This window comes from Promicromonospora sukumoe, from assembly GCF_014137995.1.
Taxonomy (GTDB): domain Bacteria; phylum Actinomycetota; class Actinomycetes; order Actinomycetales; family Cellulomonadaceae; genus Promicromonospora; species Promicromonospora sukumoe.
On record NZ_JACGWV010000001.1, the window covers coordinates 3,475,363 to 3,493,090 of the forward strand.

14 protein-coding genes are annotated in these 17,728 nt (G+C 73.4%); 6 read left to right on the forward strand and 8 right to left on the reverse strand.

From position 1 onward, the window contains the following. Window positions 1-10: 10 nt before the first annotated feature. The 4 genes from FHX71_RS15395 to FHX71_RS15410 form a co-directional block, all read right to left on the reverse strand. Window positions 11-1,948: an elongation factor G gene (locus tag FHX71_RS15395; RefSeq protein ID WP_182617788.1), complete on the reverse strand. Its 1,938-nt coding sequence runs from the start codon at window positions 1,946-1,948 to the stop codon at window positions 11-13. A 118-nt stretch (window positions 1,949-2,066) separates the two neighbouring features. Further along, on the reverse strand, window positions 2,067-2,939 hold the full coding sequence (locus tag FHX71_RS15400; protein WP_182617790.1) for an alpha/beta hydrolase: 873 nt from the start codon (window positions 2,937-2,939) through the stop codon (window positions 2,067-2,069). Window positions 2,940-3,253: 314 nt separating this feature from the next. Further along, the gene (locus FHX71_RS15405) at window positions 3,254-6,937 is read right to left on the reverse strand and encodes a bifunctional [glutamine synthetase] adenylyltransferase/[glutamine synthetase]-adenylyl-L-tyrosine phosphorylase (protein ID WP_182617792.1); all 3,684 of its coding nucleotides are present in this window, start codon (window positions 6,935-6,937) and stop codon (window positions 3,254-3,256) included. A gap of 119 nt (window positions 6,938-7,056) precedes the next feature. Next, window positions 7,057-8,391 (reverse strand): glutamine synthetase family protein, encoded by a 1,335-nt coding sequence (locus FHX71_RS15410; RefSeq protein WP_182617795.1) that lies wholly within the window; start codon window positions 8,389-8,391, stop codon window positions 7,057-7,059. 104 nt (window positions 8,392-8,495) lie between these two features. Between FHX71_RS15410 and panB the strand changes: the two genes are divergently transcribed. Continuing rightward, complete coding sequence (gene panB, locus FHX71_RS15415; RefSeq protein ID WP_182617797.1) at window positions 8,496-9,326, forward strand: 3-methyl-2-oxobutanoate hydroxymethyltransferase; 831 nt, start codon at window positions 8,496-8,498, stop codon at window positions 9,324-9,326. A gap of 77 nt (window positions 9,327-9,403) precedes the next feature. On the opposite strand, the gene FHX71_RS15420 is transcribed toward panB, so the two are convergent. Continuing rightward, a complete protein-coding gene (locus tag FHX71_RS15420) occupies window positions 9,404-9,589 on the reverse strand; it encodes an SPOR domain-containing protein (protein ID WP_182617799.1) in 186 nt (61 codons plus the stop codon). A gap of 14 nt (window positions 9,590-9,603) precedes the next feature. Between FHX71_RS15420 and ppgK the strand changes: the two genes are divergently transcribed. Beyond that, the gene (gene ppgK, locus FHX71_RS15425) at window positions 9,604-10,350 is read left to right on the forward strand and encodes a polyphosphate--glucose phosphotransferase (protein WP_182617801.1); all 747 of its coding nucleotides are present in this window, start codon (window positions 9,604-9,606) and stop codon (window positions 10,348-10,350) included. 91 nt (window positions 10,351-10,441) lie between these two features. Here ppgK and FHX71_RS15430 read toward each other — a convergent pair whose 3' ends face one another. Both FHX71_RS15430 and FHX71_RS15435 read right to left on the reverse strand, forming a co-directional pair. Then, complete coding sequence (locus FHX71_RS15430) at window positions 10,442-10,810, reverse strand: STAS domain-containing protein (protein WP_182617803.1); 369 nt, start codon at window positions 10,808-10,810, stop codon at window positions 10,442-10,444. A 268-nt stretch (window positions 10,811-11,078) separates the two neighbouring features. Next, entirely contained in the window at window positions 11,079-11,435 is a 357-nt protein-coding gene (locus FHX71_RS15435) for a DUF3467 domain-containing protein (protein ID WP_182617805.1), read from the reverse strand. Between the two features lie 140 nt (window positions 11,436-11,575). On the opposite strand from FHX71_RS15435, the gene FHX71_RS15440 reads away from it, so the two are divergent. The 3 genes from FHX71_RS15440 (at window position 11,576) to FHX71_RS15450 (ending at window position 16,009) form a co-directional block, all read left to right on the forward strand. Next, complete coding sequence (locus FHX71_RS15440; protein ID WP_182617807.1) at window positions 11,576-13,720, forward strand: HelD family protein; 2,145 nt, start codon at window positions 11,576-11,578, stop codon at window positions 13,718-13,720. Between the two features lie 139 nt (window positions 13,721-13,859). Continuing rightward, window positions 13,860-15,080, forward strand: coding sequence for an NAD(P)/FAD-dependent oxidoreductase (locus FHX71_RS15445; RefSeq protein ID WP_182617809.1), 1,221 nt, complete (start codon window positions 13,860-13,862; stop codon window positions 15,078-15,080). Next, a complete protein-coding gene (locus FHX71_RS15450; RefSeq protein ID WP_182617811.1) occupies window positions 15,077-16,009 on the forward strand; it encodes an RNA polymerase sigma-70 factor in 933 nt (310 codons plus the stop codon). Before FHX71_RS15445 ends, FHX71_RS15450 begins: the two co-directional genes overlap by 4 nt. Before the next feature lie 67 nt (window positions 16,010-16,076). Here the strand turns inward: FHX71_RS15450 and FHX71_RS15455 are convergent, their stop codons facing one another. Next, entirely contained in the window at window positions 16,077-16,739 is a 663-nt protein-coding gene (locus FHX71_RS15455) for a histidine phosphatase family protein (RefSeq protein ID WP_182617813.1), read from the reverse strand. A 78-nt stretch (window positions 16,740-16,817) separates the two neighbouring features. On the opposite strand from FHX71_RS15455, the gene FHX71_RS15460 reads away from it, so the two are divergent. Next, window positions 16,818-17,705, forward strand: coding sequence for a hypothetical protein (locus tag FHX71_RS15460; RefSeq protein ID WP_182617815.1), 888 nt, complete (start codon window positions 16,818-16,820; stop codon window positions 17,703-17,705). Window positions 17,706-17,728: the final 23 nt, after the last annotated feature.

The window sequence follows — 17,728 nt, forward strand, 5'->3', positions numbered from 1 at the left end:
CCAGATAGGCTCACGCCCGCGCCGCCTCCCGGACCGGCTCGAAGCGGTCGTGCTCCGTGCGGCACATGCCCTCCCCGTGCGTCAGGCCGGGCAGGTCCCGCTGCAAGGCCGCCACAGCCGCAGCCGGCATCTCGCCGCGCATGACGACGATCCCTCCGCTCCCGGCCCGCGACTCGAACGGCACCCCGCCCAGCCGGCCCACCAGCGACGCGACCGGGCCGACGGTGTCCTCCGGCAGCTCGATCACGAACCGGTGCACCGGCTCGCACAGCACCGTCCCCGCGCGGCGGATCGCGGCGGCGAGCACCCGCGGCGCCAGGCCACGGAAGTCGGCCCCCGTGCTCGACATCGCCTTGTTGAACTTCTGGTGCATGTGGCTCTGCCGCGGCGAGTAGCCCGAGTGGGTCATCACGATGCGGGCGTCCGGGACCGGCCAGTGCAGGGGCCCGCGGGCCAGCTCGCGGCGCACGGTGTCCTCGGTCGCGTCGAAGAACGCGGGCGGCATCGACCCGCGCTCGCACTCCAGCTCGAACGTCACGCCGCTGCCCGGGGCCACGGGCTCCACGCGCAGCCCGATCGTGGCGTGGAACTCGTTCCCGTCCTGCTTCTTGATCTCGACCGCGTGCCCGGCGCCGACCAGCCGCTCCGTGCGCGCCGTCCGCACCGTGCCGAACCGCGCGTCCACCCGGTACTCGCGCTGCAGGATCGCGGCCAGCACCTCACGCTGGACCTCCCCGTACAGCGACACGGTGATCTCCTCGTCGCGCCGTCGCACCCGGATCAGCGGGTCCTGCTCTGCCAGCTCGGACAGCGCCGCGTACAGTCGCCCGCGCTCACCGGGCGCGGCGTCCACCACCGTCTCGTACGACGGCGGCGGGAACTGGCTCCCCCGCTCGTCCCCCGGCCGCTCCGGCCCGACGACGTCCCCGACCCGCGCCGTCGCCAGTCCCTGCACGACGGCGATCTGCCCGGCCTCCGCCGTCGACCGCGGTTCGAGCGTGCCGCGGTTCGCCACGCGCAGGGCGGTGATCCGCTCCGACTTCCCGTGCCGCAGGTCGACGCGGTCGCGGACCCGCAGGACGCCCGACCGCATCCGGACGAAAGCCCGCTTGCGCCCGTCCTCCCGGTCGATCGCGAAGACGACGCCGGACGGCGCGTCGGCTCCTGGTCCGACGGCGGACGGCGCTCCCGCAGCATCCACAGACGACGCTGCGTCCGAGCAGGACTCGGCAGCGTCAGCGGCGTGGGCATCGTAGGCACCCTCGTTCGTGAGCGCCGTCGCTCCCCCGCCGTCAGCCACGACGGGAAGGTACGTCCCGAGCGCGGCGACCATCTCCGGCACCCCGACGCCGGTCGCCGCCGACCCGAACAGCACCGGATGTGCGGTGCCTCGGCGGGACTCGTCCGCGAGCCAGGCCCGCAGGCCGTCGTCGGGCAGGGGCTCCGCGCGGGCCCCGGGCGTGCCCGCGCCGAGCACCCGCTGCACGGGCAGGACGTCGGGGCTGAGGCGGCGCGCGACGGCGTCGGCCACCGCGTCGGGGCGCGCCCCGCGCCGGTCGATCTTGTTGACGAACACGATCACGGGCAGCCGCAGCCGCTGCAGGGCGCGCATCAGCACGAGGGTCTGCGCCTGCACGCCCTCGACGGCGGACAGCACGAGCACCGCGCCGTCGAGCACGGCGAGGCTGCGGTCGACTTCGGCGATGAAGTCGGGGTGGCCCGGGGTGTCGAGCACGTTGACGGTGACGTCCCCCGCGGGGAACGACGCCACGGACGCGCGGATGGTGATGCCCCGCTCACGCTCCAGCGCGAGCGAGTCGGTGGTGGTGTCGCCGCGGTCCACGCTGCCCGGGCGGTCGATCACGCCCGAGTGGTGCAGCAGGCGTTCGGTCAGGCTGGTCTTACCGGCGTCGACATGGGCGACGATCCCGAGGTTGAGGTACGACAAAGGCAGTCACGTCCGTGGTCAGGTGGGTCAGGGCACGGGGCGTGACAGCTGTCATCGGTGTTCCAATCTCTCGGGTTGCCCCCGACCCTGCCCTCCCGACGGGCGTGAAGGCAACGGTTTATCCGGCAGGTCCCGCGGGGGACGCCCGCCAGAGCCAGCGGAGGGCGTCCGGCAGCAGGACGCCGGCGTGGTTCGGGTTGTGGCCGCCGTCGCCGAGGACGAGCCGGAAGTCGTAGCCGGCCACGGCGAGCGCCGCGCCGACCCGCAGGTTCTCGGCGAGCCAGTTGCGTTCGGGCCGGTCCCAGCCGAGGTCCCGGTGCCCGGCCTGGAGGAAGATCCGCAGCGGTCTGCGCGGCTCGGCGGCCAGCGCGGCGGGGTACGGGTTGCCGCCCGGCATCTGCGCGAAGCTGGACAGGAACCCGACGACGCCGCCGAACCGGTCGGGCCGGTGCCACGCCGCTGTGAAGGCGCAGTTGCCGCCGCTGCTGCCGCCCACGACACCCCAGCGGTCCGGGTGGTCGGTCACGGCATATCTGCGGCGGACCTCGGGGAGCACCTCGGTGAGCAGGAACGTGACGTAGCGGTCGTCGGCGGCGTCGTACTCGGTGTTGCGGTTCTTGCGCGCGGCGGGGTCCGCCAGGTCCGGGAAGACGCCGGGGTCCACGAAGACGCCGATGGTGGGCGGGATCGCGCCGTCGTGCACCAGGTTGTCCAGCACGATGCCGCCGCGAACGTCGCCCTCGGGGTCGAGGTACCACCAGCCGTCCTGGAACACGAGGAGCCCGGCGGGGTCTGCGTCGGCAGCGAGGCCGGCGGGCACGTGGAGCCACACGCGGCGCGTCGTCCCGGGGTAGACGGCGCTGTCGTCCAGGCGCAGCTCGACGGTGCGGCCCGGCGGAACCTCGGGGCGCCGTCGGGAGTCGGGCCCGAGCTCGTACCGGACGTCGTCGAGGTCGACCGGCAGCGGTCGGAACGGAACGGGAGCGGCCACGCCGCCACGCTAACGACCGCCCGTACTCGGGTCCCACCCTTTTCCGGCCTGTGACGGGCTGCCGTCCCGGCAGAGCAGATGAGCGCGGGTCCAGTGGCGGTATCACCGGCCAGAGCGCAACTACACCCGCGCTCACCTGGCGCCGGAGCCCGGACCCCGGCGACCGGCCGCTGTTGACCACAGCGGTTGCTGCCAGCGGCGGCCCGATCTTGGCAGCAACTGCTGTGGTCAACACCGGACGGTGGATCGGTGGCAGGAACTGCTGTGGTCAACAGCCGGCGCCCCGGCTCCTCCGCGCGGAGAGGGGGCCGCCGTTACTCCGCGCCGTAGAACACCCGCTCCATCACCGCGCGGGCGCGGCGGGCGACGCGGAGGTACAGCTCCTCGAGCTCCGGGCCCGTGCCGACGTCGCCGAGCAGGCGCGCGATCCCGGTCAGGGCGTGGCTGTCGTGCGGCAGCATGTCGATGCCGGCGCCCGTCGTCCGCCCGGACCACAGCACGATCGCCGACCGCAGCCGCGACGCGAGCACCCAGGCCTCGTGCAGCACCTCGGCGTCGTCGTCGGTCAGCAGGCCGGCCTCGTTGGCCGCCGTCAGCGCGGCGACGGTGCCCGTGGTGCGCAGGCCCGGCACCTCGAACGCGTGCTGGAGCTGGAGGAGCTGGACGGTCCACTCGACGTCGGACACCCCGCCCCGGCCCAGCTTCAGGTGCCGCGCAGGGTCGGCACCGCGGGGCAGCCGCTCGGACTCGACGCGCGCCTTGATGCGCCGAACCTCCCGCAGCACCGCGGCATCGGGGCCGCCCTCCGGGTAGCGCAGCGGGTCGATGAGCTCGGTGAAGCGCGCCCCCAGCGACCGGCCGCCCTCGGCGCCCGGACCCAGGTCGAGCTCGCTCCCCACGGCATCGGCTCCCACAGCATCGGCACCAGCATCAGTCCCGTCGGCAGCAACCCCAGCGCCAGGAGCACCAGCACCACCAGCAGAAGCAGCACCACCAGCACCCCCACCGTCCGCCAGCGACGCCGCGACCGCGCCCTCGTCCGGCCCGCCCGCCGCGACCACGCTCAGCGTGCCCGACAGGGCACGCGCCCGCAGCAGCGCCTGCGCCTCCCAGGGCGAGGACCAGCGGCCGTAGTACTTCACGTAGGACTCGAAGGACCGCACGAGCGGCCCGTTGCGCCCCTCGGGCCGCAGGTCGGCGTCCACGGGCAGGCCCGGCTCCGGCCCGACGGCGGTCAGGATGCGCCGCATGCCCTTCGCGACCGTCAGGGCGTAGTCGTTGGCCTCCTTGTCACCGGCTCCGCCCACCGCCTCGTAGACGAACATGATGTCCGCGTCGGAGCCGTAGCCGATCTCCTGGCCGCCGAGCCGGCCCATCGCGACGATGAGCAGCCGGGCGGGCTCGTCCCCGCGCGCCACCTTCCGCTCGGCCCGCGCCTCGTGCTCGGCGATGCGCAGCCCGCCCGCCAGGACGACGTCGGCGGCGTCCGAGATGGCCTTCGCGGCGTCGACGGGCCCGAGCTCGCCCAGCACCTCGGCGACGCCGGTCCGGGCCAGCTCGCGCCGGCGCAGGGCGCGCAGCGCGATCGTGGCGTTGTCCACCTCCTGGGCCCGCCCGAGCAGCGCGTCCGCCTCGGCGGCCAGCCGGCGCGCCCCGCGCGGCGCGAGCGACTCGGTCTGCGCCAGCCAGCGCACCGACTCCGGCGACTTGCCGATCGCGTCCGCGAGGTACCGCGACGACGACAGCACCTGGGCCAGGCGGGAGGCCGCCTCCGCGGAGTCGCGCAGCAGCCGGAGGTACCAGTGCGTGGAGCCCAGGGTGTCCGACAGCTTGCGGAAGGCGAGGAGCCCCTCGTCCGGGTCGGCGCCCTCGGCGAACCAGCCCAGGAGCACCGGGAGGAGCTGCCGCTGGATCGCCGCGCGCCGCGAGACGCCGTCGGTCAGGGCCTGGACGTGCCGCATCGCGCCGGCCGGGTCGCGGTAGCCAATCGCCGCGAACCGGGCCATGGCCGCGCGCGGCGCGAGCGACGCCTCGCCCGTCGACAGCAGCGCGGTGGCCGGCAGGAGCGGCCGGTAGTAGACGGCCTCGTGCAGGTCACGCACCTCGCGCCGCACGGACCGCCACGTCTTGACCAGGTCGTCCGCGCCGCCGTACCCCAGCCCGCGGGCCAGCCGGCGCAGCTCCGCCTCGGCGGTCGGCATGAGGTGGGTGCGCCGCAGCCGGAAGAGCTGGACGCGATGCTCCAGCGCCCGCAGGAACCGGTAGCACTCCCCCATCCGGCGCGCGTGCTCACGCCCCACGTACCCGCCCCGCGACAGGGCCGCCAGGGCGTCGAGCGTCGTCCGCGACCGGATGTCCTCGTCCGCGCGCCCGTGCACGAGCTGCAGGAGCTGCACCGTGAACTCGACGTCGCGCAGCCCGCCCTTGCCGAGCTTGATCTGCCGGTCGGCCTCGGCGACGGGCACGTTGTCCTCGACGCGCTTGCGCATCGCCCGGGCGTCCTCGACGAAGTTGGGCCGTTCCACGGCCTGCCACACCAGCGGCCCGACGGCGGCGGTGTACGCCTCACCCAGTCCCAGGTCGCCCGCGACGGGACGAGCCTTGAGCAGCGCCTGGAACTCCCAGGTCACTGCCCAGCGCTCGTAGTACGCGACGTGGCTGGCCAGCGTGCGCACGAGCGGCCCCTGCTTGCCCTCAGGCCGCAGCGCCGCGTCGACCTGCCACAGCGCGGGCTCCGCCGACGCCCCCGAGCACACCTGGGCGAGGCGTCCCGCGAGCCGCGTCGCGACCCGCAGGGCGTGGTCCTCGTCGCAGGCCGGCGCGCCGTCGGACAGCACGCCCGGCTCGGCCACGTAGATCACGTCCACGTCCGAGATGTAGTTCAGCTCCCGGCCGCCCGTCTTGCCCATGCCGAGCACCGCCAGCCGCACGCCGGCGGCGTGGTCCTCCTCCTCGGAGCGCGCGACAGCGAGCGCGCCCTCCAGCGCGGCCGCGGCCAGGTCCGCGAGCGCCGCCGCGACGGCGGGCAGCACAGCCCGCGGGTCGGGCGCGGTCACGTCGGTCGCGGCGATCCGGAGCAGGCGGGCGCGGTAGGCGCGCCGCAGGCGGTCCGTGTACGACGGCGAGGCACCCCCCACGGGGCTGGTGCCGCCCAGCGTCGTACTGCCCAGCGCAGTGCTGCCCGGCGCGGTGCCGCCCGGCCCCGTACCTCCGGGGGCCGTGCCGCCCGGCGCGGCCCCCGACGGGTCCGCGGACGCCTGCGTGCCCGCGACCGGCTCGGCGGACCCCGGGTCGGCGTCGACCGCGCGCAGCAGCTCCGCGCGGACCGACTCGGCGGGGACGCCGGTGCCCGGGGTGAGGCCGAGGATCAGCTCGAGCAGCACGGGGTGCCGGACCAGCTCGTCGCCGAGCGCCGACGACGAGCCGAGCACGCGCAGCAGCCGGTCGCGGGCGGTCGGGCGGGGCGCCTCGTCGTCCTCGGACCCGCCGTTGTCGGAGGCTCCGTTGGCTGGGTTTCCGGTCCCGTTCCCCGAGCCGTTCCTCGACCCGTTCCCCGAGCCGTTGCCAGACCCGCTCCCGGAGCCGTTGCCCGACGTCGGGCGGTCGGCACCAGAACGGTCGGCGGAGCTGCCGACCCCGGCACGGTCCGCGGACCGGTCAGCAGCAGCCCGGTCGGCGGCGGCGTCGTCGGGCCCGAACGCGAGGACCGGGCGCAGCCTGTCCGGTGCGGCCGCCGCGAGGCGGACGAGCTGGAGCAGGGCGAGGTCGGGGTCGGCGACGGCGGCGAGCGACCGCAGGAGCGCCACGGCCGCGGGCTCCAGCACGACGGCGCCACGGTCGGGACCGGCGGTGCGGCCCGCCCCGCCGTTGCCCTGGGGGCTGCTGTCCAGGACGGCGACCAGGTCGGGGTCCCGCCAGAGCGAGGCGGACCGGGTGAGGTCGGCGAAACCGGCCCGGATCAGGTGGGTCGTCAGGGTCTCGGGTCGGCGGCTCTGCACACCCCGACCCTACGTCGCGGGCCGGGCACGGAGCACCCCCTGAACGCGCGTCGGCCGAGCCGGCCGGGACCAGGGTCTCGACAGGCTCGACCAGCGACGCGCGCCCGGCCCTGCGAACGTCAGAGCTGCAGGAACCGCTTGAGCTCGAACGGCGTCACCTGGGCGCTGTACGCCTCCCACTCCTCGCGCTTGTTGCGCAGGAAGTAGTCGAAGACGTGCTCGCCGAGAGTCTCGGCCACGAGCTCGGACTTCTCCATGAACTGGATGGCCTCGTCGAGGTCGCGCGGCAGCGGCGCGATGCCCAGCGCGCGGCGCTCGGCGGGCGTCAGCTCCCAGACGTCGTCCTCGGTGTGGTCCAGGAGGTCGTAGCCCTCCTCGATGCCCTTGAGGCCGGCCGCGAGGATCACGGCGAACGCGAGGTACGGGTTGGCGGCGGAGTCCAGCGCGCGGTACTCGATGCGCGCGGAGTTGCCCTTGCCCGGCTTGTACATCGGCACGCGGACCAGCGCGGAGCGGTTGTTGTGGCCCCAGCTCACGTAGCTCGGGGCCTCCTGCCCGCCCCAGAGCCGCTTGTAGCTGTTGACGTACTGGTTGGTGACGGCGGTGATCTCACCCGCGTGCACCATCAGGCCGGCGATGAACTGGCGCGCCGTCTTGGACAGCTCGAACTGGGCGCCGGGCTCGTAGAACGCGTTGCGGTCGTCCTCGAACAGCGAGACGTGCGTGTGCATGCCGGAGCCGGGCTGGTCGGCCAGCGGCTTGGGCATGAAGGAGGCGAACACGCCCTGCTCGAGCGCCACCTCCTTGACCACGGTGCGGAACGTCATGAGGTTGTCCGCGGTGGTCAGCGCGTCGGCGTACCGCAGGTCGATCTCGTTCTGGCCGGGGCCGGCCTCGTGGTGCGAGAACTCGACCGAGATGCCCATGGACTCCAGCATCGTGATCGCGGCGCGGCGGAAGTCGTGTGTCGATCCCCGGGCCAGGTGGTCGAAGTACCCGCCCTGGTCCACCGGCTCCAGCTTCGGGTCCGACTTGGTGAGCTGGTTGAACAGGTAGAACTCGACCTCGGGGTGCGTGTAGAACGTGAACCCGCGGTCGCTCGCCTTGGCGAGGGTGCGCTTGAGCACGTTGCGCGAGTCCGCGAGCGACGGCTCCCCGTCCGGCGTCAGGATGTCGCAGAACATGCGGCCCGTACCGTGCCGCTCGCCGCGCCACGGGAGCACCTGGAAGGTGGTCGGGTCCGGCTTCGCGACCATGTCGGCCTCGAAGACCCGGGTGAGACCTTCGATGGCGCTGCCGTCGAAGCCGATGCCCTCGCTGAACGCCGACTCGAGCTCGGCGGGTGCCACAGCTACCGACTTCAGCACGCCGAGAACATCGGTGAACCAAAGCCGGATGAAGCGGATGTCGCGCTCCTCGACCGTGCGGAGCACGAACTCCTGCTGCCTGTCCATGGGCCCATCTTGCACTAAACCTGTTACAGGTGCGTGTACCGAGCATGGACGACCGGTCGTAGGCTTTCCAGCGGCACCGAGGCCGTTCGAACCACAGGAGGACCATGTCCGCCCACACCTCGCCCACTCAGGGTCCCAAGAGGGTCCGCGTGCATCACCTGGCCGAGGCCAAGGCCAAGGGTGAGAAGCTCGCCATGCTCACCGCGTACGACGCGGTGACCGCCGCGATCTTCGACGCGGCCGGGATGGACATCCTGCTCGTGGGCGACTCCATCGGGAACGTCATGCACGGCCACACGAGCACGATCCCCGTGACCGTCGACGACATGATCCCCGCCGCCCGCGCCGTCGCGCGGGCCACGAAGCGCGCCTTCGTCGTGATCGACCTCCCGTTCGGCTCCTACGAGGCCGGGCCGCAGCAGGCCCTGGAGACGTCGGTGCGGATCTTCAAGGAGACGGGCGCCGACGCCGTCAAGCTGGAGGGCGGCGTCCGCTCCGCCCCGCAGATCCGGGCGCTCACCGACGCGGGCATCCCCGTCGTCGCGCACCTCGGCTACACGCCGCAGTCGGAGAACCTGCTGGGCGGGCCGCGCGTGCAGGGCCGGGGCGACGACGCCGTCGAGCGGCTGGCCGACGACGCGAAGGCGGTCGAGGAGGCCGGCGCCGTCGCCGTCGTGCTGGAGATGGTGCCCACCGACGTCGCCGCGCGGATCACCGAGATCGTGCGCATCCCGACCATCGGCATCGGCGCAGGGCCGCACTGCGACGGCCAGGTCCTGGTGTGGACGGACATGGCCGGGATGACCGACTGGTCGCCGCGGTTCGCTCGGCGGTACGCCGAGCTCGGCGCGGCGCTGCAGCAGGCCGCGGAGGACTACGTCTCCGAGGTCAAGGACGCGTCGTTCCCGGACGCGGAGCACTCGTTCGAGAAGTGATCGCGCGTGTCAGACGTACAGGTCACCCGGGTGATCTGTACGTCTGACACGTGGTGCCGCGCCTGGGGCGGGCGGGACTACTTGTTGCGCCAGTCCTCGTCGTCCTTGTCCCAGGACTCGTTGCGTGACTTGGCGCTCTGCAGCGCGGCCTCGGCCTCTGCGCGGGTGCCGTACGGGCCCATCAGGTGCGACCAGGACGAACGGCGTCCCACCTCGACCGCGCCGGTCTCGGTGTTGTACCAGTACTGCTCCTCGTTGCTCATGAGACGATCCTGACATGAGCGACCTGGCGTTCGGCATAGACATCGGAGGTTCGGGGATCAAGGGTGCGCCCGTCGATCTCGTGGCGGGCGACTACGCGGAGAAGCGCACCCGCATCCCGACCCCGCAACCGTCCACCCCGCAGGCGGTGGCGGACGTGCTCGCGGAGCTCGTCGACGGCTACCACCTGCCCGACGACGTCCCGATCGGCGTCGCCTTCCCCGCCCCGATGCAGCACGGCGTCGTGCGGTCGATGGCGAACCTCGACCAGTCCTGGACCGGCGTCGACCTGCCCGCGCTGGTGCAGCGCACCACGGGCCGCCACGTCGTCGCGGTGAACGACGCCGACGCCGCGGGCGTGGGCGAGGTGCGCTACGGCGCCGCCCGGGACACGGAGGGCGTGGTGCTCGTGGCGACGCTCGGCACGGGGATCGGGTCGGCGCTCGTGATCGACGGCGTGCTGGTGCCCAACACCGAGCTGGGCCACCTGGAGATCGACGGGTTCGACGCCGAGTCGCGCGCGGCCGACTCCGCGCGGGAGCGCGAGGACCTGTCCTGGGAGGAGTGGGCGGAGCGCCTGCAGCGCTACTTCGGCGTGGTCGAGGACCTGCTCTCCCCCGACCTCATCGTCGTGGGCGGCGGCGTGAGCAAGCACCACGAGAAGTACCTGCCCCACCTGCACCTGCGGGCACCGATCGTCCCGGCGCAGCTCCGCAACGCGGCCGGCATCGTGGGCGCCGCGGCCCTGGCCGCGGGGCGCTGAACCGCAGGGCACACGCCCGGCACGCACTCAGAGCACGCGTGCAACGCACGCTAACGTCGCGTCCGGCCTCCGGGCCGGGCGCTGCCGCGGGTCAGGCCTCGCGTGCCGCGCCGCGGTGGGCGGGCTGCGCGAAGAGCGCGTCGACCCCGAGCATCTCGATGACGTTCCGGACCACCGGGGGTGGCTCCGGAAGGCTGACGGTCAGGCCCTCCTGCGTTCCATAGGTATACATCTGCATGAGGAACGCGACGCCGGTCGAGTCCATGAACGTGACCTTGGACGTGTCGATGACGACCGCCTTGGCCCGCTCAAGGGCGTTGGCTATGGCAGCACTCGACTCACCGCGCAAAGAGACATCGATCTCTCCCCACATGCTCACGACGCTCGTGCGGGCCTGTTCTTCGAACATGATCCCGCCCGTGCGCCCCCTGTTGTCGAACTCGGTGTTGCTCACTTGCATCGCCCCTGTTCATTGCTCCCCGACACGGCCGCCGGAACGGGTCGCCCGACCCCCCGGGCAACTCTGGGAGATTGCAACGCCTTCGTCGCGATCACGGGCAGCCTACATCCGTGAAGATCGCAAGTGGAACAGCCTGCAAGGGTTACATTTCGAAGTGCCCACTGGTATACACCCGTATTTCTCAGGTCAAACCAGCACAACACTCCCGGTCAGATCGGACAAATAGATACCGAGTTGGACATACGTCCAAGAAAAAAATTCACCAGAATTAATTCTCCGGCGTTCGATTCGGCCCATCCGGGCCTTCTGCTGCGCCGGGATTGCGGACGTTCGGTGCGCTTTCCTTCTCCCATGCATCGAGCTGCATGGTGAGTGCCTTCGCGAGCTCGAACACCTGCTGCGGAGGAATGCGCACGCGCGAGACCACACGCCCCGGAACGGTGATGGAAGTAACTTCACCCGACTCCGGGTCGGTCGCCGGGCTCGGCGGCTGCTTCACGGCGATGAAGTCCAGGATGAACGACGTCGGTGTGTGCCATACGGAGGCGAAGTCGGCCGGTACGCCGGTCTCCATCTCGTCGGGTACGTCGATCTGGAACTCCTGGGGCAGCTCGTCGGACGACACTGGTGCTCCTCGATAGGCCGGGCGGTGCACCCGACCGTACCGTGGGGCAGGTTGGCGCGACAGTGGAAACGGACTCGAAGGACATATGGTTCCTGATCAGCGCGCCAGCACACCCCATCCCGAAACCTGGAGGTCCTCCCATGCCCGCCGACGTGTCCGAGCTCGCCGCGGAGCGGGAGTTTCTTGCCGAGGCCCGGTCACAGCTCGGCCGCATGCGCGACCGGGTCGCCGCGCTCGACGGCAGCTACGCGGGCAACTGGGTGAGCGCGGAGGTCCTGGAGGCCACGCTCGCGCGCCGGATGGAACAGCTCACCGACGACCCGGAGATCCCGCTCTTCTTCGGCCGCATCGACCTGCTCGCGGGTGAGACCTTCCACATCGGACGCCGGCACGTCTCCGACCCGGACGGTGAGCCGATGGTCGTGGACTGGCGTGCCCCGGTCAGCACGCCGTTCTACCGGGCCACGGCCAAGGAGCCCATGGGCATCGGCGCCCGGCGCCGGTACGGATTCGCCCGCGGCCACCTGACGGCGTTCGAGGACGAGTCCCTGACCCGCGGGAACCCGGCGGACGGCGGCGTGGACGACGACGGCGCCACGCACTCCGAGATCCTCGAGGCCGAGATCGAGCGGCCGCGCTCCGGCCCGATGCGCGACATCGTCGCGACCATCCAGCCCGAGCAGGACGTCATCGTCCGCATGCCGCTGGAGCGCACGCTCGTGGTGCAGGGCGCCCCCGGCACCGGCAAGACGGCCGTGGGCCTGCACCGCGCCGCATACCTCCTGTACGCGCACCGGGAGCAGCTCACGCGCCGCGGCGTGCTCGTCGTCGGGCCGAACAAGAGCTTCCTGCGGTACATCCGCGACGTGCTGCCCGCCCTGGGCGAGATCCACGCCCGCCAGGCGACCATCGAGGAGATCGTCGGCGACCACGCCCCGGTCCGCGCCGCCGAGGGCGCCGACGTCGCGACGCTGAAGGGTGACGGGCGGATGGCGGAGGTGCTGCGCCGCGCCGTCTGGTCGCACGTCGGAACCCCGGAGGAGACGCTGGTGCTGCCGCGCGGCTCGTTCCGCTGGCGGGTCCCGGCGTACGAGGCGCGCGAGGCCGTCGAGCAGGTCCGGGCGCGCGACGTGCGCTACTCGCTGGGCGCGGCGCAGCTGCGGCACGCGCTGGCGCACCGGGTGCTCGTGCAGATCGAGGAGACCGGCGACGCGCTCGACGACAAGGCCTGGGACGTGCTGGCGCGCACCAAGCCGGTGCGGGACTACGCGGCGGCCGTCTGGCCCGCGGTCGACCCGCGCAGGCTGCTGTTCCGCCTGTTCTCCGACGCGGAGTTCCTGGCCGAGCACGCCGACGGTCTCCTGTCCGACGCCGAGCAGGCCCTCCTGGTCTGGGCGCGCCCGCCGCGCACGGCGGGCTCGGCCCGCTGGACGACGGCGGACCTCGTGCTGCTCGACGAGGTCACCGACCTGCTGGACCGGACCGAGTCGGTGGCGCACATCGTCGTCGACGAGGCGCAGGACCTGTCAGCGATGATGCTGCGCTCCCTGGGCCGCCGCGCCGCGACCGGCTCGCTCACCGTGCTCGGCGACCTGGCCCAGGCCACCACGCCGTGGGCGTCCCGGGACTGGGCGGACGTGCTGGGCCACCTGGCCCAGCCTGACGGGCACGTGGAACAGCTCACGGCCGGGTTCCGCGTACCCGCCGACGTGATCGAGCTCGCGGCCCGGCTCCTGCCGAGCATCGCGCCCGGGCTGGAGCCGCCGACGGCGGTCCGGCGCACCCGCGGCCGGCTCAGGTTCACCACGGCGCCGCTCGACGACCTGCTGGTCGAGGTCGGCATCGCGGACCTGGAGGGCTCGGTCGGGCTGATCGTGCCCGACGCCGACGTGCCGCACGTCCGCGAGGCGCTGGGCGCCGTCGGGCTCACGTTCGCCGTCGTCGGCGAGCAGGAGGACGCCGGACCGGGCGCTGCGGCCGCGGAGGCGGAGGCGGGGCCGGACGGCGACGCCCTCGACCCCGCCGGCCTCGACCCCTCGGAGTTCGAGTCCCACCTCGACCTCGTACCCGCCTCGCTGGCGAAGGGCCTGGAGTTCGACCACGTGGTGCTGCTCGACCCGGCCGCGATCGTCGCGGCCGAGCCGAACCACGCGACCGGCCTGCGCCGCCTCTACGTCTGCCTCACGCGAGCGGTCACGTCGCTTGTCGTGCGGCACGACGACGACCTGCCGCCGGAGCTCGGCCTCGACGCGCGCGCCGGGGAGCCGGCCGGCGTCGTCGGCTGAGAGGTTCTGCCCCGGCCTGCTCCCGTCTGCTCCTGCCCCGCTCCTCGCTGGTGTGTCGCGCGTCACACTGGCCCGATGTCACGTCCGGGTGGCCTGCCTCCATCCACCAGTCATCAGCATCGAACGAAGGAGCAGGACGATGGACGCACAGCGCGACGTACAGCGGACCAGCAGCACGGCGGGCACGACGGGCACGCACCGGGTGGTGATCCTGGGGGCCGGGTACGCGGGCATGGCCGCGGCCGTGCAGCTCGCGGCGCGGACCCGGCGGCTGGCGAACGTGCAGGTCACCCTCGTCAACGGGTCGGACCGGTTCACGGAGCGGCTGCGCCTGCACATGACCGCGACGGGGCAGCAGGTCGGCGAGCTCAGCATCCCAGAGATGCTGGACGGGACGGGCGCCGAGCTCGTCCGCGGCTGGGTGACGGCGGTCGACACGGACGCGCGGACGGTGCGGATCGACGACTACCAGGTGCTGCCCTACGACACCCTCGTCTACGGGCTGGGCAGCGTCGCCGACACGGCGCGCGTACCGGGCGCCGACGACCACGCCTACGCCCTGAGCAACGCGCAGGACGCCGAGCTGCTCGCCGACCGGCTCGGCCGGCTCCGCGGCGGCACCGTCGTGGTCGTGGGCACCGGGCTCACGGGCATCGAGTCGGCCGCCGAGATCGCCGAGCAGCGGCCGGACCTCGACGTCGTCCTCGTGGGTCGCGCCGAGCCGGGCGCCACGATGAACGCCAGGGCCCGGACGTACCTGCGGGGCGCGCTCGACCGGCTGCGGGTCACGGTGCGCGCCGGCGCCGAGGTGGTCAAGGTACGGCCCGACGGCGTCGAGCTGGCCGGGGGCGGGAGCGTCGCCGCCGACGTCGTGCTCTGGACGGGCGGGTCGCGCGTGTCCCCCCTGGCCGCCGCCGCGGGGCTGGGGGTCGACGAGCGGGGGCGGGTCGTCACCGACGCGGCCCTGCGCTCGGTGTCGCACCCGGACGTCTGGGCGGTCGGGGACGCCGCGGCGGTCCGCCAGGGCTACGGCGTCATGCACGGCACCTGCCAGGGTGGCATGCCGACCGGCGTGCACGCCGCGCTCTCGATCGACCGGGTGCTCCGGGGCCTGGAGCCGAAGCCGTTCCGGTTCGGCTACTACCACACGCCGGTCAGCCTGGGCCGGGCCGACGCCGTGGTCCAGTTCACCCACCCCGACGACAGCCCGCGCCGGATCAGCCTGACCGGGCGGACGGCGATGAGGTACAAGGAGACCGTGACCGCATCACCCTGGCCCACCTACGGCCGCATGAAGAAGATGCCCGCCTCCGGCGCGTTCTGGCCCACCGGCGGGCGCTTCACCCGGAGGGCGGCATGAACGACGTCGCGCCCGGGCAGGGCGCCGGACCCGGGCAGCAGGTCTTCCAGGAGCACCGCCGGCTGCTGTTCTCCGTGGCCTACCGCCTGCTCGGCAGCGCCGCCGACGCCGAGGACGCCGTCCAGGACGCGTGGATCCGGTGGACCGCGGCGGACCGCTCGCAGGTGGCCGACCCGAAGGCCTACCTGACGCGGATCGTCTCGAACCTGGCGCTGGAGCGGCTGCGCTCCACCCGGTACAAGCGCGAGACGTACGTGGGACCCTGGCTGCCCGAGCCGATCCTGACCGGCGGGGACGCGTCCGACGCCGCCGTCGGCGCCGAGTCGGTCTCGATGGCGATGCTCGTCGTGCTGGAGACGCTGAGCCCGCTGGAGCGCGCGGTGTTCGTGCTGAAGGACGTCTTCGGCTTCAGCCACGCCGAGATCGCCGAGGCGACGGAGCGGTCGGAGCCGGCCGTGCGGCAGGCGGCGCACCGGGCCCGGGAGCACGTGCAGGCGCGGCGTCCGCGGTACGGCGCCGACCGGGCCCGGCAGCGCGAGGTGACCGAGCGGTTCTTCGCGGCCACGGCCGGCGGCGACCTCAACGCCCTGCTGGAGCTCCTGGCCCCCGACGTCACCCTGTGGACCGACGGCGGCGGCAAGGTGCGCCAGGCGCTGAAGCCCGTGGTAGGCGCGGACACGGTGGCGAAGTGGTTCGCGGCGCTCGGGACCGTCACCTACCAGGGCGTCGATCCGGCCGACATGCGGGCGGAGCTCGTCGAGATCAACGGCGGGCCCGGCCTCGTGTTCAGCGGAGCGGGCCGGGTCATCTCCACGGTCACGTTCGACGTGGACGCCGACGGCCGGATCGCGGCCATCCACAACGTCGCCAACCCCGACAAGCTGGGCGCCGTCGCCACCGGCGCCCGGTACGACGTCGGGACGACGTGAGCCGTCGGAGGTCGTGAGCCGGGGCGGCGGCGGGGCCTGCGTCGGATGGGGTCTGCGTCGGGTGGGGTCAGGGCTCGACGGGCTCCCCCGTCGGGTCGTCCGCCACCAGCGGGGCCAGCTCGGCCCCGCCCACGGGCTCGGCGTTCCAGGACGTCACGCGCCAGCCGCCGACCGGGTCGCCCTCGACCTCGACCAGGCCGGTGTTCGCGAGCGGCGTCTGCTCGGCGTGGTCGACGTCGACGCCCGTGGCGCGTGCCGCGGCCCACGCGCGGATCGCGGCGCCGTGCGAGACCACGACGACGCTCTCGAGGCCCTGGGCGGCGAGCTGCGCCACGGCGTCGTCGTACCGGCTGAGGAACGCGCGGCCGTCCGGGCCGCCGGGCATCGCCCGGCCGACGTCGCCCCGCGCCCAGCCGAAGACCGTGTCGAGGTAGCGCAGGTGCGCCTCGTGCGCGCCGGCCATCTCCAGGTCGCCGGCCTCGATCTCGCGCAGGCCGTCGAACACCTGCGGCTCGATCCCCCGCGCCTCGGCGAGCGGAGCCGCCGTGATCGACGTCCGGACCAGCGAGGAGACGGCGATCGCGTCGACCTGACGGTCGCGCAGCGCGCCGGGGACGGCGGCCGCCTGACGCTCGCCGAGCGCCGTCAGCCCGGGGCCGGGGTAGGCCGTGTCGAGCAGGCCTCCCACGTTCGACGGGGTCTGTCCGTGGCGCAGCAGCAGAAGTCGCATGTGCGCATTCTCCCCGACTGGTAGGACCGCTCGGGATCACAGGCGCGGGCCCGCACGGCCGGTGCTACGTTCGGGAACGTGGCTGACGACGCGCCGCACGGCCCGCGGATCGCCCGTCCGGCGCGGTGGGCGCTGGGGCGGGTCGAGCGTTCTGGCGGGTTCGTCACCCGGATGACCTGGCACCTCGTCGACGGGTCGTCGGTCCGCTGGGCGTCGCGGCCGGTCCGGCGCCGCGGCCGGGTCGAGGTCCGGGACGCCGCGGGGAACGTGACCCGCGTCGTCGGCGCCGAGCCCACCACCGCGACCCGGCTGGCCCGGGCCAACGTGGCCGCGGGCGTCGCATTCATCGTGGGTGGGTCCCTGTTCGCCCTGGGTCCACTGCTCGCCCAGCTCGACGTCGGCAGCGTCCGCGCCGTCGACCTGGTCTACCTCGTCGGCGGGGTATTCTTCAGCACCGGCGGCTACGTGTCCGTGGTGCAGGCGTCGAACGCGCCGACCAGCATCGACGAGGGCGGCACCCTGCGTTCCACGTCGTGGACCTGGTGGGCCTGGCAACCCCTGCAGATCGGCTGGCTCAGCGCCGCCGTGCTGTTTGCCGGCACCCTGTTCTTCGGCGTCAGCCTGGTCGCGGCGTTCGCGTCCGACCTCACGGCCCGGCAGTCCAACGGGTGGATCTGGTTGCCCGACATGCTGGGCTGCGTCTTCTTCCTGCTGTCGGGACACCTCGCCCTGGTCGAGGTCTGCCACGGCCGCATCGGGCTACGCCCGCACGACCTCGGCTGGTGGGTCGTGGCGGTCAACCAGCTCGGCTCCGTGCTGTTCTTCCTGGCCGGGCTCGCCGCGTTCACGCGGCCCGCCACCTCGACCGTGGTCGACGCCGGCCTGGTCAACTGGGGCACGTTCGGCGGGGCGGTCTGCTTCGTCGTAGGCGGGGCGCTGCAGCTCGCCGAACGCCCCGATCGCTGAGGCCCGCGAGCGCCGTCGAAGAT

Bases quoted from the DNA above. Each gene is read 5' to 3' on its own strand.
- FHX71_RS15410 (WP_182617795.1), bottom strand. From the start codon at position 8,391: ATGGACAGGCAGCAGGAGTTCGTGCTCCGCACGGTCGAGGAGCGCGAC.
- panB (WP_182617797.1), top strand. From the start codon at position 8,496: ATGTCCGCCCACACCTCGCCCACTCAGGGTCCCAAGAGGGTCCGCGTG.
- FHX71_RS15420 (WP_182617799.1), bottom strand. From the start codon at position 9,589: ATGAGCAACGAGGAGCAGTACTGGTACAACACCGAGACCGGCGCGGTC.
- ppgK (WP_182617801.1), top strand. From the start codon at position 9,604: ATGAGCGACCTGGCGTTCGGCATAGACATCGGAGGTTCGGGGATCAAG.
- FHX71_RS15430 (WP_182617803.1), bottom strand. From the start codon at position 10,810: ATGCAAGTGAGCAACACCGAGTTCGACAACAGGGGGCGCACGGGCGGG.
- FHX71_RS15440 (WP_182617807.1), top strand. From the start codon at position 11,576: ATGCCCGCCGACGTGTCCGAGCTCGCCGCGGAGCGGGAGTTTCTTGCC.
- FHX71_RS15445 (WP_182617809.1), top strand. From the start codon at position 13,860: ATGGACGCACAGCGCGACGTACAGCGGACCAGCAGCACGGCGGGCACG.
- FHX71_RS15450 (WP_182617811.1), top strand. From the start codon at position 15,077: ATGAACGACGTCGCGCCCGGGCAGGGCGCCGGACCCGGGCAGCAGGTC.
- FHX71_RS15455 (WP_182617813.1), bottom strand. From the start codon at position 16,739: ATGCGACTTCTGCTGCTGCGCCACGGACAGACCCCGTCGAACGTGGGA.